This window comes from Flectobacillus roseus, from assembly GCF_030056595.1.
GTDB lineage: Bacteria > Bacteroidota > Bacteroidia > Cytophagales > Spirosomataceae > Flectobacillus > Flectobacillus roseus.
In genome coordinates this window covers 38,160-61,132 of sequence record NZ_JASHIF010000010.1, presented here as the reverse complement: position 1 = coordinate 61,132, position 22,973 = coordinate 38,160, and the positions used below count along the sequence as shown (strand labels likewise).

Sequence of the window (22,973 nt, the reverse complement as noted above, 5' to 3'; positions counted from 1 at the left end):
AGTGAAACCAGAAACCCGTTAGCTTGTAGCCTTCGGGTTTTTATTTTTTATAATGCACCCGAAATCTTAAAGACCCAAGCATATTCACTTGGATTGACGTCAGGCGTAAGAGCAGGAGGTGTTATAGTTAGTATGTTTCCTTTTTTCTGAACTTTAATAGCTCCGTTGTATCCCAACATACTTACTGTACCACCCGAAACACCTTCGATAGTAACAGGTGTATTTTTCCATTGAGTTAATAGCACATATAAATCTTTATTTTTCTTAGTAAAGAAAACCTTAGTTTCTGGAGTAACCTTGGGTGATTTTTCCCATTTACGAGTACCATAAATAGCATCTCCGTTAATTTTCAACCATTTTCCTATATCTGCCAAACGCTGTTGCATAATCACAGGAATACGTCCATCGGCTGTTGGACCTACATTTAGTAACAAGTTTCCTCCACGAGCTACTTTGTCAATAAGAATATCTATTAACTGCTTTGACGAGGAATAATCTTCTAAATTTTCATTTCTATTATAGCCAAAAGAAGAGCCAATACCTCTACACTCTTCCCAAGGATGGGCTATTTCCATGCTGCTCGAATTAGCATCATGTACCAGATCATATTCGGTAGTATAAATTCCTCCGTGTTTGCTACGTGTTTCTTTTCCCCAGCGGTCATTTACTACGACCTCAGCCTTTGATGGAGAGTCGTTATAGAGCCATGCCAAAAACTCAGTACTTTTCCATTTTTCTGAAGGATGATCCCATTCGCCATCAGTCCACAAAATATCTGGCGTATAGCGTGTCACCAAATCCTTCATTTGCGGAATCATGTGAGCAGTAACATAAGTATCCACATCCTTTTTGTATAAAGGGTTAAACCATTCGTACAAAGAATAATAAAAACCCATGCGCAAGCCTTTGCCTTTTACAGCCTTGGTCAAATCACCTGCAATATCACGATGCGGATTCAAATCAACAGCATTCCAATTCCAAGCCTGAGCGCTTGGCCAAAGCGTATATCCTTCGTGGTGCTTGGAAGTGAGCACGACATATTTGGCACCAGCATTTTCAAAAATATTTGCCCAATCACTAGGGTCATACATTTCGCAAGTAAACCCTTTGGCAAAATCTTGATACTTAAAATCTTTACCAAAAGCTTTTTCATGAAAGGCTAGGGTAGAAGCATACCCAGGTCTTTTGGAATTAGTTAAGGTTTGCCAATACCATTCTGAGTATCGGTCGTAGATGCCAACATTATTTTTGGCGGTTGGTCCCCAAGCAGGCACAGAGAATAATCCCCAGTGAATAAAGATCCCGAATTTGGCATCTTCAAACCAGTTGGGAATAGGACGCGAGTCTATAGATGCCCAATTGGCTTGGTATTGTTGAGCACTCGATGTGGATAAACCAAGAAGTCCTCCACAAAGCACTGTTAAACAAGTTTTTAAAAAATTTCTTTTCATAGTATAAGGGAATTGGTTTTATTCAGAAAAGTACAAAATACCCATTAATACTCTGTTGGGTTTTGAGTGATAGGTGTATTAAATATTTGGGATTACAAGTCCGAAACCAAAGCGTTTTCTTTAGGGTTATTATTGAATGGGAACTATATTTTAGGAGATTCGATTGGCTCATTATTAGATTACACTTAATTTTATAAACAAAAAATCAAGCGGAATGGAATTTCAACTTTGTTCAGAATATCAGCCTACTGGCGACCAGCCAAAAGCCATTGCTCAGTTGGTAGAAGGAATACAAAATGGAGAGCAAGCTCAAACGCTATTAGGGGTAACTGGTTCTGGGAAAACATTTACTGTAGCTAATACTATTGCTCAAATCAATAGACCTACGCTGATATTGAGTCATAACAAAACTTTAGCAGCTCAACTTTATGGGGAGTTCAAACAGTTTTTTCCTAATAACGCAGTTGAATATTTCATTTCCTACTACGACTATTATCAGCCCGAAGCCTATATCGCTACCACTAATACTTACATAGAAAAAGACCTTGCTATCAACGAAGAAATTGACAAGTTACGTCTTTCGACTACCTCGTCTTTAATGTCGGGGCGACGAGACATTATCGTAATTGCATCGGTATCTTGTATATATGGTATGGGAAACCCAGAAGAGTACCGAAAAAGTATTTTACGAATTGGGGTAGGGGAAATTATTTCTCGAAATCAATTTTTATTTAGACTTGTTGAAATCCTTTACTCCAGAACTGAAGCCGAATTTCAAAGAGGTAATTTTCGAGTAAAAGGAGATACGGTGGATATCTATGTACCTTATGCTGATTTTGGCTATCGTATTATTTTCTTCGGTGACGAAATTGAAGCTATTCAACGCATTGATCCTATTTCTGGAAAAAAATTATCTGAAGAAAAAATGGTGGCTATCTTTCCCGCTAACTTATTTGTTACGGGCAGAGATGTATTGATGAGAGCCATCAACGAAATACAAGACGACCTTGTCGGGCAAATCAAGTATTTTGAAGCAGAAGGTCGAACATCTGAGGCAGAGCGCATCAAACAGCGAACGGAGTTTGATATGGAAATGATGCGAGAATTAGGCTATTGTTCGGGTATCGAAAATTACTCAAGATATTTTGACAGAAGACAAGCAGGACAACGTCCATTCTGTTTATTAGACTTTTTCCCTGAAGACTTTTTATTGGTAGTAGATGAAAGTCACGTAACTATCCCTCAAATCAGGGCGATGTGGGGAGGCGACCGCTCAAGAAAAGAGTCTTTGGTGGACTACGGTTTCCGTTTGCCAAGTGCGATGGACAACCGCCCATTAACCTTCCAAGAGTTTGAAGATATTAGCGGACAAAGCATTTTTGTAAGTGCCACCCCTGCCGATTACGAGCTCCGTCGTTCGGAAGGTGTTGTCGTTGAACAAATCATCAGACCAACAGGCTTGCTCGACCCTGAAATAGAAGTACGACCAAGTTTGAATCAAATTGATGATTTATTGGAAGAAGTACATATTAGAATAGCACGAGAAGAAAGAGTATTGATTACGACTCTTACCAAGCGTATGGCCGAAGAACTTTCGAAATACATGGAACGTGTAGGAGTTAAGTGTCGCTATATTCACTCAGAAGTAAAAACCTTAGAACGCGTTGAAATTTTAAGAGAGTTACGACTTGGGGTATTTGACGTATTGGTCGGAGTAAACCTTTTACGTGAAGGCTTGGATTTACCAGAAGTTTCGCTGGTTGCCATTATGGATGCCGACAAAGAAGGTTTCTTACGGGATATTCGCTCATTAATCCAAACTATTGGACGTGCGGCTAGAAATGACCAAGGGAAAGTACTTATGTATGCCGACCGTATTACGGGTTCTATGCAAAAAGCTATCGAAGAAACCAATCGACGCAGAGCTATCCAAATGGAGTATAACTTCGAGCATGGTATCACGCCAAAAACAATCCTTCGCTCGAAACAGGCCATTATTGAACAAACATCCATTGCCGATGTGATGGGTAAGACAACGAAGACCAACTACTACGTCGAACCACAAGATGTACAAATGGCTGCAGACCCAGTTTTGGCTTATATGTCTAAACCAGAAATTGAAGCACAAATCAAGAAAGTACAAAATGACATGGACAAGGCCGCCAAAGAACTTGACTTTGTGGCAGCCGCTCGCCTAAGAGACGAAATGTTTGGATTGAAGAAATTGTTGGAAGGAAAATAAATAGAGTGCGGAGTTTTGAGTTTTCTTTTGTCCTTACCTAAAAAACTCTATTGACGGACTATATCATCTGGAAGTAAATTTTCATATAAAAAAACACCCCATGTACAAAGTTTACGGAATACCGAATTGTGATACGGTAAAAAAAGCCCTTACTTGGCTTAAGGAACATGATATTCCTTTTGAATTCCATAATTTCAAAAAAGAAGGAATTTCACAGGAAAAATTAGAGGCTTGGTTAGAAAAATATCCTTGGGAAACGCTTGTGAATAAAGCAGGAACAACTTGGAAAAAACTAGACGAAAGTCAAAAAGCAACAGATACTGCTTCGGCTATCCAATTGATGATGGAACAAACTTCGGTAATCAAGCGTCCTGTTTTGGAAAAAGAGGAGATTATTTCGGTAGGTTTCAAACCTGAATTATATAAAGGTATCTTTCAATCATAAAACGATTTGTTGAGAAAAAAATAAAAAAGCCCCAATAGCTTTACTCACGTAAAACTATTAGGGCTTTTATCATACAAGATGATTATTCCACTGGGAATGGATATTCGTCTACATACACATCTTTGTATGCTTCAGAAGCATCTGGCCAAGGAGACTCTTCTGCAAATTTAACAGACTCTTCAACTCTTGCCTTGATTTTAGCATCGATAGCCGCTAAATCTTCTTCTGTAGCAAATTCGTTTTCTAAGATGGCTTGTCTAACTTGCTCGATTGGGTCACGCATTTTGTATGCCTCAACTTCCTCTTTAGTACGGTACTTCTGGGGGTCAGACATAGAGTGACCTCTATAACGGTAAGTTTTGAATTCTAAGAATGTTGGTCCTTCACCTGCACGAGCACGCTCAGCTGCACGAGAAACTGCCTCATGAACTGCTTCTACACTCATCGCATCAACTGGCTCAGATGGCATATCATACGCTTCACCAATTGTGTAAAGATCTGTAACGTTTGACGTACGAGTAACCGAAGTACCCATAGCGTATCCGTTGTTTTCAACAACAAAAATCGCTGGCAACTTCCAAGTCATAGCCATGTTGAAGGCTTCGTGCAAAGCACCCTGACGAACTGCACCGTCACCGAAGTAACAGATACAAACATTACCAGTTTTGTTATATTTTTCAGCAAATGCCAAACCCGCTCCAAGAGGAATTTGAGCACCTACGATACCATGACCACCTACAAAACCCACTGATTTATCGAAAATGTGCATTGATCCACCTTTACCTTTCGAAATACCAGTAGCTTTTCCGAACATTTCCGCCATGATAGTGTTAGGGTCTGAACCTAATGCCAATGGAATACCGTGATCACGGTAAGCTGTTATATATTTGTCGCCTTTACGAAGTGCCGACGCTGCTCCTGAAGAACAAGCCTCTTGTCCGATGTAAAGGTGGCAAAAACCACGAATCTTTTGTTGACCATACAATTGACCAGTACGTTCTTCAAATTTACGTTGAAGCATCATTGACTCGTACCATTCCATGTAGGTCTCTTTCGAGTATTTTACTTTGTTTTCAGCTTTCTTTGCCATTTTTCAAAATGAGTGAATGAGTGATTAACTTGCGTTGAATCTTACGATTAAGTAAATGAGGGAATAAAATAAACGTCTTATTCGCTCTTGCTCACCTGGAACTGCTATCCCATTGTGGGCCACATAGGATTTTGTAATCCCCCGAAACAGGCGTTAATTTGCAATGCGAAATTAGTACAAAACCAAGAACCGACCAAAAAAATATCACAATAGACTCTTGATTATTAGTTATAAACAACTTTATTAGCTATTTACCTGACAGGTATCAGAACTAAAGTACAAATCTAAACAGCTTTGCATTGGATATTGTTCAGCGTTCGGCACGATATCATTTCGCCTCAAGCAATATGTCTTTGGCATTTTGCTCGTTTTATAAAGTCAATTACCTAAGCTTTCTTACTCATCCAAATATGTATTTACAACGTATCAGTCTCACAAACTTCAAAAGCTACGACTTTGGCGATTTTAAGTTTTCTCATCGTGTAAACTGTATTGTGGGTGAAAATGGTAGTGGTAAAACCAATTTGCTTGATGCTATTTATTTTTTGGCATTAACCAAAAGTTCAGTTAGCACACAAGATGCCTTGTGCGTTACTCACGAAGCTGATTTTATGATGATTGATGGGCTATTTGTTGGTGGAGAAAAAGGGGATGTGCAAATAACCTGTTCTTTTCAAAAAGGTCAAAAAAAGGCCGTGCTCCACGATAAAAAACCTTATGAGAAAATTTCAGAACATATAGGACTCTATCCTGTCGTGTTGATTTCACCCAATGATACAGATATTGTAAGAGATGGGAGTGAGGAAAGAAGAAAGTTTTTTGATGGCGTTATCTCTCAAATCGATCGTGAGTATCTTGAAACGCTTATTAAATACAATAAGGTTTTATTACAAAGAAATGCTTTGCTAAAACAGTTTGCAGAAAAAAACTATTTTGATGCTGATTTATTAGATATCTACTCTGAACCAATTATCGAATGTGGAATTGAGTTACAGAAAAAAAGAGCAGTGTTTTTGTCGAAATTTACCCCAATCTTCCAAAAACATTATGCTAATCTTTCAGAAAGTAGGGAGGACGTACGACTCGTTTATGAAACCGACGTAGACGCTGACACTTTCAGAAATGATTTTACCAAAAATCGTCAACGAGATTTGGCGGCACAAAGAACAACCTTAGGGATTCATAAAGATGACTTTTCTTTCGAAATCAATGCTTTCCCACTCAAAAAATACGGTTCGCAAGGTCAACAAAAATCTTATGTAATTGCGCTTAAATTAGCCCAATTTGAGCTTTTGGCACTTGAAAAGGGATTTCAACCGATATTATTACTCGATGATATTTTTGACAAGCTTGATGACAGACGTATTCAGCAGTTGATCAATATGATGGTAGATGGAACCTTTCAGCAGGTTTTTTTGACAGATGCCAGACCTGAAAGAACACAACAGCTATTAAGTCATTTGACAGTAGAGGTACTTTATTTTGATGTGACTCAAGGAAAATAAAAAAGCTGTATGCTTCGAGTAAGATATACCTCCGAGCTTATATCTTGTCTCATGTCGCACACAGCTTTTTTATTAGCAATATATATTTTGAGCGTTTACTATTTCTCCAAAAACTTCACACCACCATAATTTGAGTGAATGACAATTTTGGTTCCTGTACCTTTGCCGATTTTACCTTTATAATTCTTTTGAGGAATGAATCCCATTCGTTTTTGAGAATTTTCATCATCTGGATTTACCGTAAGCGTACACTTATCTGATGGGTATTTGAAATTGGCATAGTTCACCGTAACATCAAAGTCGGCATTGCAGTCTGAAGTCACAGGTAATTTTACAGTCGTATAATTACATTTCAAATCTAGGGACTTCAACGAATTTGGTAATTCACGAAGCTCTAATCCATCTGAATAGCTAATGTAAATTTTGCCATTTTCTTTAATCGTACCGATTTTTCCGTTAGAATACTGAAGATTTCCCTCAATGGTATTGACTTGATCCAGAACCACAGAGCCAAACATATTGGCAAGTTTGATAATATTAGCTTTATCAATATTCAATTTAGAATAAGAAATTTTCAACTCTGCTTCGTCTAATTGCTTGATATTAGCTTTTCCATACTGAACATTGATATTTTTTTCATTGCCAGAAAGTCGGTCACTTACAAAGTTTCCATAAGAAGTAACGATTGACAAAGGAGCTGAAAATTCTGGAACATTCGTATTACCATATCTATTCGACACCATCAGTGGATTATTCTTTGGCATATATACCTGATAGTTGACTTCTACGCCTTGCTTCTCATTGTCAGAGTCTTTGCTGCTGCTTTTAAAAGATAACTTATCCCACCAATCTCCATTATTTTCAGAGGTTATATTGGTTCGTAAGGTAATTTTGTTTTTTACACGAACTTCTGCAATATCTACTCCATCTACATACGCCTGAGCTTTTTCTTCGGTACTGCCGTGTCCTACAATATTGATTTCTATTTTTATTTCATTACGATTCCATAGCTCAACATTTACGTGACCGTGCTGATTATTAATTTGTAACAAATCCTTCGGTTCAACAGAATATACCTTGGTAATCAACTTCTTTTTTTCGACCAAAGCTACAGATTCTCCTTTTTCGACTGAGGCTGCCTCCTGGCAACTAACTGTTGTATTGTTATTAGAATTAACAGTTACGGTAATAGTTCTACTATTTTTATTGCTGGCATATACATTGCCATTAGCAGAGGCCGTAACTCGCATTTGCTGTGCCATACTCGGGGATATAATCAACACCCCGTACATGACAACCACTACCTTAAATAGTTTGCATATTTTTTCCATGGCCTTGTTTTGCTTCTTTTACACGTTGAATGATTGATAATTGTTGATTCAAAATATCTAATTGTAATTGTAAATTTTGAATCATAGCTTTTACTAACTCTTCTTGATTGGGCGTTTGGGGCAGTTCCGCCTTCAAGCTTTGATAGTCTTTGTTGAGACGTTCGATTTCTGATGAAAATTCTTGATACAAAGCAGGTTCGTTATCGGCAATTTGTCGGATTTCATCCCTCTTTGTTTCTATTAAGCTAGCGTAATGTACCATTTGCTTTTTGTACTGATCGCCAACTTGGCTCACGATTATGTCCGAATTGCTCGAAGGTTGATTGGCATACCATAATCCTAATGCTCCAATAATTACAGCCACACTAGCAGCAACGCGCCAATAACGCTGAATCTTAGGAAAAAATGGAATAATGGTATTTTTCTCTACTGGTTGAACCAATGTGGTATCGTTAGGTAATTTTGCTTCTAATTTTTCCCACAAATCCAATGATGGCTCAAGATTTTCAAATTCATCTCGATGGTCTCTAACAAACCTTTCTAAACGATTTGATGCTTTTTTTGACTGATTCATAAGACTATGACATATCTTTTGTTGAAAATAAACTCGACAATCAATTATGCCTTTTTAAGTATTTCTAATAAACGTTTTTTGGCTCTTATATACTGAGTTCTTGAAGTGGATTCTGCTACTTGCAAAATTTCCGCAATTTCTTCATGGTCGTATCCTTCAAAAAGATACAAGCTTAGAACCGTTCTAAAGCCATCGGGAAGCTGATGCATCGCGCGCTGCACCTTAGTTACTTCCCATTCTATTTCCTCGTCATCAAATTGCTCGTCCTCAAAATCATCAGGTACACCATCGATGTCCTGAAAGGCAACTTTACGCTGCCTGAGCTGATTGAGAGCCCGATTGATTACAATTTGTTTGAGCCAAGCGCCAAAGGTACTTGTTTGACGAAACTCATGAATTTTGATAAATGCGTCCAAAAATGCCTCTTGCAGTACATCTTCGGCCTCGCCGACATGATTCAGTATTCGGACAGCCACGTTGAACATAGACTTTGAGTAGAGACGATAAATCTCATACTGAGCCTTGCGTTCGCCCCTGCGACAAGCCTCCACCAAATGAACATTTCTGTCTATGTATAGCGTTTGTTCCAGCGTATTAAATTGTTATTCGTGAATAAACTTAGTTGGTTGGTTAATCGTCAATCTTCGATAGTCTTAGAGGCTTATTTGCGAATAACAATTAACTGAATTTCATACCAATGAAACAGATCGGTAAACTAATGTTGCATGAGAATTAAAAAAATATGATTTTTTTGCAGCATGGAATCTTAACTTTCAAGCAATAATAACCTAGAAGCTAGCTATTGCATTAGTTTTTTTTGATTCTATCTAAATTTTCAACAACCAACCGTCTGATTTTTAACAGAATACAAAGAAAGAGTTTCTGATTAAACTTTGCCTTCTTTTATTCGAAATATCATTGTCAATGAATCAAATTATAAAAAATGCCCAATATTGGGTCGAAAAGTTTAAGATGCTCGAACATCCAGAGGGTGGCTACTTTGCCGAAACTTATCGCTCGACCGAAAGTATTCCTCAGGAAGCTTTACCAGAAAGATTTAAAGGAAAAAGAGTTTTCTCGACAGGTATTTATTTTTTACTAGAAAATCATCATTTCTCTGCTTTCCATAGGATAGAAGCTGACGAGATTTGGCATTTTTATGCAGGTGGCTCTCTTGATGTATTTATGATTAGTCCAGATGGTCAACTCAACATTATTCATTTGGGTAATAATCCCGACGAAGGACAAGTATTTCAGGCGGTAGTTCCAGCAGGATATTGGTTTGCGTCAAAACCCCAAAAAGAATCGGCTTACTCATTAGTTGGCTGTACAGTGGCACCAGGTTTTGATTTTGAAGGATTTGAGCTAGCTGAGCGAGCTAGTTTGCAAGCGCTATTTCCTCAGCATACTCATTTAATTGAAAGTTTAACACGGTAAAAAAGTATTTTGGTTTGGCCAAACATGAGTCATTCCTAATTTAGTGATTTAGCGACTGAATGAATGAGTGATTAATTTTAAATTTATATTCTGTCAGTAGAGACGCAATGATTGCGTCTTAAGCCAAGTCATATCTAGCATAGTAGCATCAAAAAAAGGGGTCGAAAAATATTTCTCGACCCCTTTTTTGATAAAAACGTGGAGAATAATCCCAATCCTAAAAATTCGGGATGACTCATGTTTTACTTTATAGTTAAATGACTAACGAGTAGCCGTCATTTCTTGCTTTGGCATATATCCATAAGCTACCAATTTGTATTCATCAAATATACTGCGAGTAATAGCTTTTAATTCACGCTCTTCTACCAGTTTGTTAGGCTTGATAAAACCCGAAGCCATTCCGAGCCAAACAGACTTATTCAAGTTTTCGTCAATCATTTGAATCATCAAAGTCCCACCGTTGAGTGTGATTCTACGAGTGGCATACTCAGATTTTTCTTCCTCTACTTTACGACTGTCCTTAATTTTTAGTTTAGTTTCAAAAACCGAGCATACCACTACAATATCAGGAGATTTGCTGGTACGCACAAAACCACGAGCCTCCATCTGATTTTCAACTTCATCTTGAATGGCACGTTCGGTTTCTTCTGACAGTTTTGCTTCACTTTGCCCAATAACAATCTGGTAAGTCTGATTGAGATTATTTACCATCAAATGATCATTATTAGCACGAACAGCAAATTTCTGATTGCTACACGACATAGTTATCGTTGCAAGTAGTAATAAAAAGAATAATTGTTTCATCTTGCTATTGGGTTAATGGTCCAACATTTTATTATAGTCATATACCTTAGGAGGTATTGGCGATTGTGTTTCAAACACTCTTTTGCCATCATGACTTAATGATAATATTACAAAAATTTAACAATTATTTAATATTAAATTTTGAAGAAAATTGAAATAACAGGAACCGAAGTGAAAAGTGCCGAACGTAGTATGGATTTTGAAAAACTAAGATGAGTCATTCCGAATTGTAGGATAGGAATTATTCTTCAAGTTTTCATCAAAAAAGCGGTTGAAAAATATTTTCCAACCGCTTTTTTGATACTAAAATACTAGATATGACTCATTTTAAGTTAGTACTCAACATAAAACTTAAGATTGTGCCTTAAGCTTTCAGGTATCGGCTTTCGGCGGTGGGCTTTGGGAAAAATGCATGTCTGTGGTCATTTAACACTCTTTGCCTTCTGCCTGTTGCCTTGTCCCTAAAATAAAAAACTTAAACCTTATTTTGCACTAATATTTGACTGATATTACTTACTTGGAGCCAACACCATAGCTGTAACAGGTTGGTTGGTTAAGTAGTTTTTTGCAAAGATTTTATAATTGTCAAAAATTTGTCGTGTTGCCGAGCGAAGCGCTTTTTCATCTATATCATTGGTTTTCTCTTCGGCAATCCCCGCAGCGTAGCCCATCCAAATAGGGCGATTAGAATCATTTTCGACAAACTGTAATAATAGCGTTCCTTTTCTGAGTTTAATTCGTTTAAGTTCTTCGCTCATATTTTCTTTTCCCAAACCTCTAAAAGAGCGTTGAAGAACTGACAAATTGACTTCTGTTGGAAATAGTGCATAAAATACAATCAAATTTGGACGCTCTTTGGTGTCTTGATACCCTCTGAGTCGCATCTGAGTATCAATCTCATCAATTACAGCATCGAACCTGTAGGTGGTATCGACAAGTGTGAGCTGTTTTTCGATACAAGTAAAAGATTCATAGTTTGGTTTAAAAACCTCATCTTCAATTTCTCGATGACAAGCCGTACCAATTTGAAAGTCGTGGCGATTGCACGCACTCAAAATAAACATAGCAGAAATAGCGATGAAATAAACTTTCCTCATAATTCTCAAAATTTAGCGTGATTACGGAGTGCATAATCACATTTGAAATATAACAAACAGACTAAACAATTTTTATAACCATTTGACTATTAGATTGTTTCAAAAAAGAATTACTAGCAAAAAACAGGAATAGGAATTTAATGAGGCAGATAGGTGTTTTGAGTATAAATAAAATTCAAGAAAATGAATCAAGAAAAATCGAAAATCCGTATAGATGTAGTATCAGATGTAGCTTGCCCATGGTGTTACATCGGAAAACGTAGAATTGAACAGGCTATTGAAAATACGCAAATTTCTGATAATGTGCAAATTATCTATCATCCTTTTCAGTTAGACCCCTCTATTCCCAACGAAGGGGTTGACTTTAATACATACGCAGAAAATCGCTTTGGGGATGGTTATTTACAAAAATTTACACAAGTCGAAAATGCAGGTAAATCAGTAGGACTTGATTTTGAGTTTGAAGCTTTACCAAAAGCGATCAATACATTCCATTTGCATCGCTTTTTGACGATTGCTGCTATGGAAGGCAAGCAAGCCGAACTTAAAGAACTTTTTCTAAAAGCTTATTTTGTAGATCGTATCGATTTGAGCAAAAAGGAGGAATTAATCAATATCCTGAGCCAAATAGGTTGGTCAGAAGATAAAACATTAGCACTTCTTAATTCTGATGAGGCTACCGATAGTGTAAAAGAAGAAATGCACTATTTCAGACAACATGGGGTAGGAGGAGTTCCTTTTTACATTTTTAATAAAAAGTATGCGCTATCAGGAGCTCAACCGAGCGAAGTATTTGAACAAGTATTACAACAAATCTTGCAAGAAGAAGGAATTACAGTTCAGGGTGAAAGTAATAGCTGTGATATCGAAACGGGTGAGTGCTAATTAATCTCTCCTCAATAATATCCAATTTGACATAAGTGTCTAATAATCTTTACAAAAGGAATATTTTTGATTTGCCATACAAAGTTTGACATCATCAGGTCAGATTATTAGCAAATCCGAAGTATTCCTTTTTTATTTGTAAAACAAACCTATCTTAATAGCTTTCCTAAATACGCTAATCACCCGATTTAACTATTCTTTCAATTAGTACCATTATTGAATGAGACGAATTACTTTTTGTTGTTTACTAGTGTCCTCGCTCACGAGTTATGCACAATCAAAAGTTGATAGTGTGTTATCCACTACCTATAGGACTTTTACGGGCAAAATAGGTTCAACGTCATTTAGAGATGACTTTATTAGCCCATTAAGGTATGATTTGCCTGCAATTGGGTTAGAATTTCAACAACAACTTCAAAAAAAACAAAAGTTATCCACATTGTTATCCACAATGTCTTTAGGCATTCCTTCTCGTATAAATACCTTAAAAGTCGCTACAGCAGAATTCAATATCTACTTTGCCAAGCAGTATGATGTGCTTCATTCAGCTAATGCCCATTTATATTTAGGAGGGTTTACTGGGCTCAATATTGCCACAAGATTTTCGGATATTTATAACCTTGGATACGGGAATAATGAGGTATCGGTAGACGCTGGTTTGCGAGCTGGAGTGGCCCTAAGTTATTGGAAATCAATACGTATCTTTCATAGAAAAGTACAATTCAGAAACTTTTTTATGATGCCTCTAATCAGTGTACTAGGGCGTTCAGGATACGCACATGATGCTTACTTCAAAGAAGAATTATGGAAGTACTTGGGTGACTACATATACGTTGGGAGTATCAATAAGTATTTCTTTTTCACCAATAGGGCTACAGTATATTTTGGAGAAAAGGAATGTTCCAACGCCAAACACGCTAACCGAAAATCCGCTTGGCGTGTCGGTATTGAGTGGAGCTTTAGGCATTATACAGCTCCTTCAGAATTATCACTTGGAAATACGTCTTTGACGGTTGGTAAAGTAATTATATTTTAATTTTCTATGAAAAAATTCATTCTATTAATACTATTGGGATTCACATTTTTGAGTTGTGAAAAACTCTTTATTTCTCCAAACCCACCCAATACTCCTACCGAAAACTTTGATTTATTGTGGAAAACGGTCAGAGATAAATATTGTTATTTTGAACTAAAGGGAATTAATTGGCAGAGTATTTATGACAAATACAGACCAAAAGTAAATGACCAACTAACTCAAGAAGCCTTTTTTACTATTGTTAGTCAGATGATGAATGAGCTTCGGGATGGTCATGTCAATCTACAAATTCCTAATACCCGCTATAGTTATACCTATTATTCGTCTTTGGGCTTACTGAGAGGTTATGCCCACAATTTTAATGATAGTATTTTAACCAATCAATATCTCAAATTCGGTTATGGGCAAAAAGTAAGAAGTAGTATTTTTAATGAAAACATAGGTTATATCTATTATGGCAGTTTTTCGACTACTTTAGATGAAAATGAGTGGAATAGTATTCTCAATAAAATGATTATCACCAAAGGTTTGATTATTGATATTAGAGATAACAATGGTGGCTCAGTAGAAAATATTAAGCGCCTTATGCAGCATTTTGTTTCCCAAAAAACCCTTATCGGATACACCAGAAGCAAAAATAGCGCAACTCCTAACGATTTTAAAGATTATACGCCTGTCTATGTGGAACCCAGTGGTTCATTTTATGGGAAAAAAATCATCATACTAACAAATAGACGGGTGTTTAGTGCCGCCAATATGTTTGCATCGGCTATGTCAGAGCAAAAAAAAGTGACTTTAGTTGGTGACATTACGGGAGGAGGAGGAGCGGGACCTATCGGTGGTGAATTACCTAATGGCTGGTTATACCGCTTTTCGGCAGTGGCTTTTTCAAATACCCAAAAGGAGGATATTGAAAACGGTATCAAACCTGATTATCGAGTAAACATTACCACAAAGGATGAAACTGCTAAAATTGATACAATCTTAGAGAAAGCGATAGCGCTCTTGAATTGAGTGAGTTGAGATCGAGTGATGAGTGATTGTTATTTATCACAATCACTCATTTGCTCAAGTACTAAATATATTTCATCAATATTATCAACAATATATCCTGATAACTGATACACTGTTAACAAATAACAAAAACCTTACATATTTACTAAAGCATTACCTCTTAGCACAGGTAAAACATCATATAAATCATGTTGTAAACAGTAAGCAATATCTTTTTGAATACCTAATCTTTGCAAACGACGAACGTGTGATGAAGATGCTACATAAGACAATAAGTCATCTTTTGCATTTTGATATTGACGTAAGGCCATTAACGCAGAATCCTCTTCAATCATAAACGACTCTTTCAATCGCTCTACTAAAGCTCCAGCGAATAAGGTATCTTCCAAGTTTGGCTTACCTTTCCAACCAGCACATAAAATCAATACATCATACTGCTGGTCCTTAAGATAGGTTGCCAAAGCACCTAGGTTAAGGAATGAGCCAACCATTACTTTCACCGCAGATTTTGATTTGGTAATAGCCAAAGTCCCATTGGTGGTTGTCACACAAATTGTTGCATCTTTCACTTTATCGACCATATAACTAAATGGCGAGTTATCGAAATCAAAGCCTTCTGGTGTTTTTCCGTCACGCTCAGCAGCGGCCAAATAGCCTTGTTGTTGATAAGCAACACATTCGTCAATGGTAGCAACAGGGATGATAGACCCCACACCGTTGGCAAATGCTGTTGTCATACAAGATGTAGCTCTGAAAACATCCACAACCACAACGATTGAGTTTTCGATATTATGAAGATGTAATAATTCTGGCGTTAAACAAACATCAATGGTTTTCATGATTGGACAAAATGTTTCGAGCAAAAAGCCCTAAGACTTCTTGCTCGAAAAGGTTAAGTTTCTGACTTGATATTATTATTATGCTTTAGGCTGTAAGCTATATGCATTAGGCAAAAGAGTTCCTGTTATTCTATTAAAAACAATTGTAAACTTTTTGCCTTATGCTTACAGCTTATTACCTAGAACGTAATTACTTATTTAAGAAATGGCAATTTTACCACTTGAGCTTTCAAATATTTGTTGCGGATGTTGATATAAATTTCTGTACCTAATTTACTGAACTCCTTAGCTACATAACCTAATCCGATACCTTTATTCAATGATGGCGACTGAGTTCCTGAAGTAACTTCACCGATGATATTACCTGTTGCATCCATAATTTCATAGTGCTGGCGAGGAATACCACGATCTACCATTTCAAATGCTACCAATTTCTTGGTTGGACCATTTTCTTTGATTTGTTTGTGGAAAGCCGAGTTCACAAATTCTTTGTTGAACTTTGTAATCCAGCCCAAACCAGCTTCGATAGGAGAGGTTGTATCATCAATATCGTTGCCATACAAACAGTAGCCCATTTCAGTACGCAAAGTATCACGTGCACCTAAGCCTACTGGCACGATACCAAATTCTGCTCCTGCTGCAAAAATAGCATCCCACATGATTTTGGCATCCTCATTTTTTACATATACCTCCATACCACCTGCACCAGTATAACCTGTTGTGGCAATTAGTACATTTTCGATACCTGCTACTGTACCTTCTTTGAAAGTATAGTACTCCATAGAACCAAGATCAAGGTCAGTCAATTTTTGCATGGTAGCTACCCCTTTCGGCCCTTGAACAGCAAATAGACTGATTCCATCACTAATATTTTGCATCTCTACATCAAAAGTATTGTGGCTCTGCATCCAGTTCCAATCCTTTTCGATGTTAGAAGCATTTACTACCACAAAGTATTCGTTTTCCGAACGGCGGTAAATCAACAAATCGTCTACGATACCACCTTTGTCATTTGGCAAGCAAGAATATTGCACTTTGCCATCATACAAAGCAGCTACGTCATTTGAGGTAACATACTGTAAAAATTCAGTCGCACGCTCGCCCTTTACCACAAATTCACCCATGTGAGATACATCAAATACCCCAACTGAGTTACGAACAGCAAGGTGTTCTTGAATCAAGTTGGTATATAAAACTGGCATTGAATATCCTGCAAAAGGTACCATTTTAGCTCCTAATGCGACATGTACATCATTGAGAAATACGAGTTTTAATTGTTCTGTTTGTTCCATTTGGTAGTTGGTTGAAAAAGATGCACAAAGGTACAGAAAGTATCTATATCCATCGAGTGTCAAAAGCAAGGCTTTTGCATTTATCCACAAAAAAATCCCAAAAAACACAAATCTGCATTTTTTGGGATCATCAAAATGCTCCGAAAAGCACTATTCTTGATACAAAGCTGTCAAAACTGTTTGACCAACAGCTTTCAACGTATTTTTATCAATTACATTCATATTATCATTATGAGTATGATGATATGAGCCAAAAGTTTTAGGATCATTTGGTCGAAGCTCCACAATATCAATCATTTGAATTTTACCAATATCGTTCACAAAAGCATGGTCGTCGGTTAATGCACCACCATCGGCATCAATAAATAAATTGCCATATCCTAGTCTTGAGGCTATATCCCAAATACTTCTTGTTAAGATAGGAGCATATTGCATTGATAATCCTTCATGTGGAAAAACAGCGCCTTTTGCACCAACCATATCTAACAAGATACCATAATAGGCTTGATAATTTGGCACGTGCTTGTTGGCTGCCCAATATTGTGAGCCTAAGCACCACCATACCTGATTACCAGAATCGCCACGATATTCGTTTGGCTCACCATTGTCTTCGGCATCAAACAAGATAAAGTCAATTCCAACATTAGGTTTGTTTTGGGCATCTTTAATAGCTCTTGCAATTTCTAACAAAACGCCTACACCACTTGCACCATCATTGGCTCCGTCGATTGGCTTATCCTTATCTTTAGTGTCTTTATCTGCAATAGGTCTTGTATCCCAGTGTGCTGCCAATAAGATTCTTTTGGCTGCTCCAGGGTTATAAGTTCCAATGATATTTACAGCATTGAGCTTTTTGCCATCGTAAGTTGTTGCCACAAAGTTTTGATTGATTACCTGACATCCATAAGCTTTCAATTGGTCGGCTAACCATGCTGCACAAGCTTTGTGAGACTTTGTATTAGGAACTCTTGGACCAAATTCAACTTGCTTTTCGACAAACTTATAAGCAGAATCGGCATTGAAGGTAGCGGCTGGTAACAGCCCTTGATCGGCTGTTGGGGCTTGGGTACTTGCTTGCTCGGTTGTTGAACTAGATTTTTCTTGACAAGATTTGAGATAAACTCCTACGCCAGAAAAAACAAATATGCCTAGCAAAACAAGAGCGATTTTAGACGTTTTCATATACATATAAATAAGGCACCTTTGCAGATGCCTTGGAGGAAATTTTATTTTTGAAATATATTGGCTATTTCAGCTAATCCCAAAATCTTCATGGTGAGCTCACCGCTTGGCGAATAGCTTGGATTAGATGAGGCAAAAAGTTGCTCGACTAAAGTATTCATTTCTTGGTTTGATAAACGAGACATGCCAAATCTTCCTGCCGAACGTTTTGCCATCGATCTAGCTAAGTTTTCAACTCTGTCGAGATGCAACTCCGATTCGTTGCGCTTGAATTGCTCCAATAAACCTTCAATCAAAGCTTGTTCATTTTCATCGGGCGAATCTGCAGGGATACCATTAACAATAAATGAGTCATGACCAATTACGCTTAAATCAAAACCAAGGTTACGAACTTCATCTTGGATTTCGACTAATAAATGAAAATCCGCAGGAGTTAACTTAATTGTTGATGGAAAAAGTAGTTGCTGCGATGTTCCATTATTTTTCTGAAGATATTGTACAAATTTCTCATACAAAATACGCTCATAAGCTGCACGCTGATCAATCAATAACATTCCTGATTTTACCTGAGAAATAATGTATCGGTTGTGAATCTGGAAAGTTGTCGCATCTGAATCCTGCGAACTGCGTAATGGACGAGACTCTAACAAATCATTGGCTTTGCTTTTGAGCGTGAAAGGCTGAGACTCGGGATAATCTTCCTCATTTCTAAAATTAAATGATGATTGTTCTACTCTTTTTTGCTCAAAACTTTCAACGGTATTGTCTAGTCCTTCATACAATTTGTTCCAATTTGAAAGATTACTTTTTTCACGAGGTGACATTTCGGGCTTTGCAAAAGGTCTTTCGCTGTCAAAATCAGCTTGATTCATTTTGCTCGGAACAGCCGTTGATGTTGGCGTAGGAGCATTATTAAAGCTAAAAAACTGATTAGAGTAATTGATATTGGTATCAAAGTCGAGTGATGGCGCCAAATTATGCTGGCTCATCGATTTGCGTACAGCGGCTTGCACGATGGCATAAACAGTACGTTCATCATCAAATTTGATTTCTGTTTTAGTAGGGTGTACGTTTATATCAATATGGACAGGGTCTATCTCAATAAATAAAACATAAAAAGGATGAGAGCCTTCGGGCATTAATCCTTCGAACGCCGACATCACAGCGTGATTGAGATAACTGTTTTTGATAAAACGATTATTGGCAAAGAAAAACTGCTCGCCACGAGTTTTCTTGGCAAACTGCGGTTTTCCCACAAATCCACGAACTGTGACAAATGATGTTTCTTCCTCGCAAGGCGCTAATTGCTCACGATAGCTTTTGCCAAACAAATCCACAATACGGCGACTTAATTTGCCAGAAGGCAGATTATAAATCTCGGCATCGTTATGATACAATGAAAAAGCAATATCTGGATTTGACAAAGCCACACGCTGAAACTCGTCGATGATATGACGCATTTCAACAGGATTGGACTTTAGGAAATTACGACGAGCGGGAACATTGTAGAAAAGGTTTTTGACCAAAAGGTTGGTGCCTTCAGGTGTCGAAATAGCCTCTTGTGCTTTTAGCTCAGACGCTTCAATTCTTACCATCGTACCTAGTTCATCTGTGCTACGTCGGGTTTTTAGTTCTACCTGAGATACCGCCGCAATTGAGGCCATAGCTTCGCCTCTAAATCCCATAGTACGGATTTTAAACAAATCGTCGGAAGTACGGATTTTGGAAGTAGCGTGGCGCTCAAAGCACATTCGAGCATCGGTTTCGGACATACCTTTACCGTTGTCGATAACCTGAATGAGGGTTTTGCCAGCCTCTCTCACAATCAATTGAATCTGAGTGGCTTCGGCATCTATAGAATTCTCTAACAACTCCTTCACCACAGAAGAAGGTCTTTGAACTACCTCCCCAGCAGCAATCTGGTTCGCAATCGAATCAGGAAGCAGTTGAATTATATCTAACATTTGTATCAGCTAAATTTTTAGGGTTTGAAAACTCATGTCTTCAAAACATTCATTTTCTACAATCACTCTACTAAGTTCGGCATTATCGGAGGGATTCCCAACAAAAAAACGACATTTGAACTCGGAGTACTTATAAATTAGGTATCTTTTTTCAGGAAAAAAACTTTACAAAAATACGATAAAATCTCATTTTTTGACAGAAAAGATTCTCATTAACAATACATTAACTTGATTGAGTACCCTTTATAAACACAAGAAAAACACCTTTATCAAATACAAATTTTAGTTTATTATTCAGTAAATGTTCATCTCTCTTGTCATTCTTCCTTCAATTAGTCTATAGTCTCATTATCAGATTCTTCCGTAGGATTTTTACCTAAAATCAAATTTTTGAAAGAAAGCATTGGCAATTATCAAACTTTCCAAACTAATTTTGGACATCCTTTGTTATAACAACCATAATAGCTAATCAAACTAAACAGGCATCATGTTAAAATCTCAGATATTTATTTATACAGAATCAACCCCAAACCCTAATTCAATGAAGTTTGTGTTGAACTTTGAATTGGCACCAGAAGGTGCTTCTTTCGATTATGCAACACCTTCAGAAGCAATTTCGGAAGAGAAAAACTCTCCTTTAGCGGTTGAGTTATTCGGTTTTGATTTTGTAAAAAGAGTATTTATTTCTTCCAACTTTGTGACTGTAACCAAGGATGAAGAAACTAAATGGGAAGATGAATTATTCAATTTGAAGCAGTTTTTGAAAAAATTCTTCGAGGATAAAAAAGAAGTTTTTGCTCAATCAACCATAAAAGCACACGAAACAAATCCTTCGGGCGAGCCTGATTCGGATACTGTTATCAAAATCAAAGCTGTTCTTGACCAATACGTGCGTCCTGCCGTTGAATCAGACGGTGGCGCTATTAGTTTCCACTCATTCAACGAAGGTACAGTGAAGGTATTACTTCAAGGTTCTTGCTCAGGGTGTCCTTCTTCAACGATGACGTTGAAGGCTGGTATCGAAAACCTTTTGACAAGAATGGTTCCTGACGTAAAAGAAGTAGTAGCTGAAGGAGTCTAGTAATTGTGGAGTTTTGAGTGCGGAGTTTTGAATGATCAAGGCTCGTAGAGACGAAATACTTTACGTCTATTACTGAGTCAGACATAAGTCATCCCGAATTTCGGAATTGAGATTATTCGCCAAGCTTTCATCAAAAAAGGCGTTCGAAATTAGTTTTTCGAACGCCTTTTTTATACCTCCATGCTAGATTTCATTTGTATTGAGACGTAATCATTGCGTCTCTACTGCTAGGGAACAAATTTTAACATAATCACTCATTCATTAAATCACTCAATTAGGAATGACTCATGCCTATTTTGATAATCGTCTCAAAGTGAAATTTAACACATTTTCAAATCTTCAAATTGACACATCTTCAAATTAGCCCCTATTTCTCTCCATCACTTTTATAAATACTAATTGGTTTTTCGAGTTCTAGTGCTAAAACTGTCATATAAGTATCATTTACTTTTGCAGGAACATCCATGAATACAATCCCTGGCACATTACCCCAAGTCATTTTGCTTTGTACTTGATGAGTTAGTTCGTGATTTGTTCCCACAACCCTAATTTTATTGATTTTATTATTCAACCCCTTCAACATGACTTGCCCTGAAGATTGTGGTTGTAAAAACAAATACAAAGTAGTTGAATCTTTAGACAACGTTGTAGGTCCATAAAAATGCCCTGCTTCGATACCTGCAATAGTTCCAAAAACAGCCTCCTCGTGTTTCTTATTCCATTTTCCTAGTTCTTTCAAAATATGAACTTGTTCGGCAGGAATAGTACCGTCCTCTTTAGGCCCAATATCAAATAGGTAAACCCCACCATTGCTAATCACATCCGCAAAGATTGAAATAACCTGAAAAGGAGTTTTGTAATTGGTATCATCAGGGTGATATCCCCAATTGAGATTAGACGTCATACAAGCTTCCCAGTAAGGAAATTTCTTTGGTCGGGTAGGAGGGATAGTTTGTTCGTAAGTTTCATAATGTCCAAAATCTAAGAGTCGGTCGTTGGCAATTGCCCAAGGTTGAGCTTTTAGTATTTTATCTTTGATTTTTTCAGATTCCCATTCCTTCGAACTATGTTCCCATTCGCCATCAAACCACCAAAGATCTGGATTATAGTTTGCCAATAGTTCATCTATTTGGTTATGTGCAAAGGTTTTGAAGCGTCCCCAGCGAGCCAAATCATCTTGCATTTTATATCGATTACTATCTCTCAGTATAGCGGGGTAATCAGGGTGACTCCAATCAATTAAAGAAAAGTAGGCTCCTTTTTTAATACCTTGTTTTTCTAGAGCTGTAAAAAATGGCTTTATCAAATCTCTTTTGGCTGGAGTGTTTTTTACGGCACTAAAATGTTTTTCTTTAGTTGGCCAAAGTGCCACACCATCATGATGCTTGGTGGTAATAACAGCATATCTTGCGCCACTTTCTTTAATTAAAGCTGCCCATTCTTCAGGATTATATTTACTTGCTGTAAATCCATTGAGCTGATCCATATAGTCTTTATAGGATATTTTGTGGTTGTGAAAGCTCCAACTTTCGTCGACTCCTTTTACAGAATAGATACCCCAGTGGATGAAAACTCCTAATTTGCCATCCTGAAACCATTGCATTCGTTCCTGCAAAGAGTTGGGAGAGGTGCTTTTCTGAGCCTGTAGATTGAAGCTCAACCAACAGAGTGTTGATAAAATTGTTAATAATCTTTTCATAGAAA

20 protein-coding genes are annotated in these 22,973 nt (G+C 37.3%); 8 read left to right on the top strand and 12 right to left on the bottom strand.

Going from position 1 to position 22,973, the window contains the following annotated elements; genetic code table 11:
- Nucleotides 1-47: 47 nt before the first annotated feature.
- Nucleotides 48-1,451, bottom strand: a complete 1,404-nt coding sequence (locus tag QM524_RS12775) for an alpha-L-fucosidase (RefSeq protein WP_283344903.1) — start codon at nt 1,449-1,451, stop codon at nt 48-50.
- 214 nt (nt 1,452-1,665) lie between these two features.
- Here QM524_RS12775 and uvrB point away from each other — a divergent pair, with 214 nt between their 5' ends.
- Both uvrB and QM524_RS12765 read left to right on the top strand, forming a co-directional pair.
- Entirely contained in the window at nt 1,666-3,693 is a 2,028-nt protein-coding gene (uvrB, locus tag QM524_RS12770) for an excinuclease ABC subunit UvrB (RefSeq protein WP_095160935.1), read from the top strand.
- A 100-nt stretch (nt 3,694-3,793) separates the two neighbouring features.
- Complete coding sequence (locus QM524_RS12765; protein ID WP_166578270.1) at nt 3,794-4,138, top strand: arsenate reductase; 345 nt, start codon at nt 3,794-3,796, stop codon at nt 4,136-4,138.
- Nucleotides 4,139-4,220: 82 nt separating this feature from the next.
- Here the strand turns inward: QM524_RS12765 and pdhA are convergent, their stop codons facing one another.
- Nucleotides 4,221-5,228, bottom strand: coding sequence for a pyruvate dehydrogenase (acetyl-transferring) E1 component subunit alpha (gene pdhA, locus QM524_RS12760; RefSeq protein ID WP_166550958.1), 1,008 nt, complete (start codon nt 5,226-5,228; stop codon nt 4,221-4,223).
- A gap of 410 nt (nt 5,229-5,638) precedes the next feature.
- Here pdhA and recF point away from each other — a divergent pair, with 410 nt between their 5' ends.
- Nucleotides 5,639-6,733, top strand: a complete 1,095-nt coding sequence (gene recF / locus QM524_RS12755) for a DNA replication/repair protein RecF (RefSeq protein ID WP_283344902.1) — start codon at nt 5,639-5,641, stop codon at nt 6,731-6,733.
- Nucleotides 6,734-6,831: 98 nt separating this feature from the next.
- Here the strand turns inward: recF and QM524_RS12750 are convergent, their stop codons facing one another.
- The 3 genes from QM524_RS12750 to QM524_RS12740 are packed head-to-tail and all read right to left on the bottom strand — an operon-like array spanning nt 6,832 to nt 9,228.
- Nucleotides 6,832-8,064, bottom strand: a complete 1,233-nt coding sequence (locus tag QM524_RS12750; protein ID WP_283344901.1) for a hypothetical protein — start codon at nt 8,062-8,064, stop codon at nt 6,832-6,834.
- Nucleotides 8,039-8,638: a hypothetical protein gene (locus QM524_RS12745; RefSeq protein ID WP_283344900.1), complete on the bottom strand. Its 600-nt coding sequence runs from the start codon at nt 8,636-8,638 to the stop codon at nt 8,039-8,041. The genes QM524_RS12750 and QM524_RS12745 overlap by 26 nt, the downstream gene beginning before the upstream one ends.
- A gap of 44 nt (nt 8,639-8,682) precedes the next feature.
- On the bottom strand, nt 8,683-9,228 hold the full coding sequence (locus tag QM524_RS12740; protein WP_095160929.1) for an RNA polymerase sigma factor: 546 nt from the start codon (nt 9,226-9,228) through the stop codon (nt 8,683-8,685).
- Between the two features lie 334 nt (nt 9,229-9,562).
- Here QM524_RS12740 and QM524_RS12735 point away from each other — a divergent pair, with 334 nt between their 5' ends.
- A complete protein-coding gene (locus tag QM524_RS12735; RefSeq protein WP_283344899.1) occupies nt 9,563-10,075 on the top strand; it encodes a cupin domain-containing protein in 513 nt (170 codons plus the stop codon).
- Between the two features lie 261 nt (nt 10,076-10,336).
- Here the strand turns inward: QM524_RS12735 and QM524_RS12730 are convergent, their stop codons facing one another.
- Both QM524_RS12730 and QM524_RS12725 read right to left on the bottom strand, forming a co-directional pair.
- Entirely contained in the window at nt 10,337-10,879 is a 543-nt protein-coding gene (locus tag QM524_RS12730; RefSeq protein WP_095160927.1) for a DUF4136 domain-containing protein, read from the bottom strand.
- 509 nt (nt 10,880-11,388) lie between these two features.
- Complete coding sequence (locus tag QM524_RS12725; protein WP_095163559.1) at nt 11,389-11,976, bottom strand: DUF4136 domain-containing protein; 588 nt, start codon at nt 11,974-11,976, stop codon at nt 11,389-11,391.
- Nucleotides 11,977-12,159: 183 nt separating this feature from the next.
- On the opposite strand from QM524_RS12725, the gene QM524_RS12720 reads away from it, so the two are divergent.
- The 3 genes from QM524_RS12720 to QM524_RS12710 all read left to right on the top strand — a co-directional run bounded on the left by QM524_RS12720 (nt 12,160) and on the right by QM524_RS12710 (nt 14,911).
- A complete protein-coding gene (locus tag QM524_RS12720; protein WP_283344898.1) occupies nt 12,160-12,861 on the top strand; it encodes a DsbA family oxidoreductase in 702 nt (233 codons plus the stop codon).
- A gap of 451 nt (nt 12,862-13,312) precedes the next feature.
- A complete protein-coding gene (locus QM524_RS12715; RefSeq protein WP_283344897.1) occupies nt 13,313-13,897 on the top strand; it encodes a hypothetical protein in 585 nt (194 codons plus the stop codon).
- 6 nt (nt 13,898-13,903) lie between these two features.
- Nucleotides 13,904-14,911 (top strand): S41 family peptidase, encoded by a 1,008-nt coding sequence (locus tag QM524_RS12710; RefSeq protein WP_283344896.1) that lies wholly within the window; start codon nt 13,904-13,906, stop codon nt 14,909-14,911.
- Nucleotides 14,912-15,045: 134 nt separating this feature from the next.
- Here QM524_RS12710 and QM524_RS12705 read toward each other — a convergent pair whose 3' ends face one another.
- The 4 genes from QM524_RS12705 to mutL form a co-directional block, all read right to left on the bottom strand.
- Nucleotides 15,046-15,750 (bottom strand): 2-phosphosulfolactate phosphatase, encoded by a 705-nt coding sequence (locus QM524_RS12705; RefSeq protein WP_283344895.1) that lies wholly within the window; start codon nt 15,748-15,750, stop codon nt 15,046-15,048.
- Between the two features lie 194 nt (nt 15,751-15,944).
- Entirely contained in the window at nt 15,945-17,042 is a 1,098-nt protein-coding gene (gene gcvT / locus QM524_RS12700; RefSeq protein ID WP_095163561.1) for a glycine cleavage system aminomethyltransferase GcvT, read from the bottom strand.
- 150 nt (nt 17,043-17,192) lie between these two features.
- Nucleotides 17,193-18,224 carry a M28 family peptidase gene (locus QM524_RS12695; protein WP_166578278.1) on the bottom strand — a complete coding sequence of 344 codons (1,032 nt, stop codon included), beginning with the start codon at nt 18,222-18,224 and terminating at the stop codon, nt 17,193-17,195.
- Nucleotides 18,225-18,268: 44 nt separating this feature from the next.
- Complete coding sequence (gene mutL / locus QM524_RS12690; protein ID WP_283344894.1) at nt 18,269-20,188, bottom strand: DNA mismatch repair endonuclease MutL; 1,920 nt, start codon at nt 20,186-20,188, stop codon at nt 18,269-18,271.
- Between the two features lie 487 nt (nt 20,189-20,675).
- On the opposite strand from mutL, the gene QM524_RS12685 reads away from it, so the two are divergent.
- On the top strand, nt 20,676-21,269 hold the full coding sequence (locus QM524_RS12685; RefSeq protein ID WP_095163552.1) for a NifU family protein: 594 nt from the start codon (nt 20,676-20,678) through the stop codon (nt 21,267-21,269).
- A 367-nt stretch (nt 21,270-21,636) separates the two neighbouring features.
- Here the strand turns inward: QM524_RS12685 and QM524_RS12680 are convergent, their stop codons facing one another.
- On the bottom strand, nt 21,637-22,968 hold the full coding sequence (locus QM524_RS12680; RefSeq protein ID WP_283344893.1) for an alpha-L-fucosidase: 1,332 nt from the start codon (nt 22,966-22,968) through the stop codon (nt 21,637-21,639).
- Between the last annotated feature and the right edge of the window lie 5 nt (nt 22,969-22,973).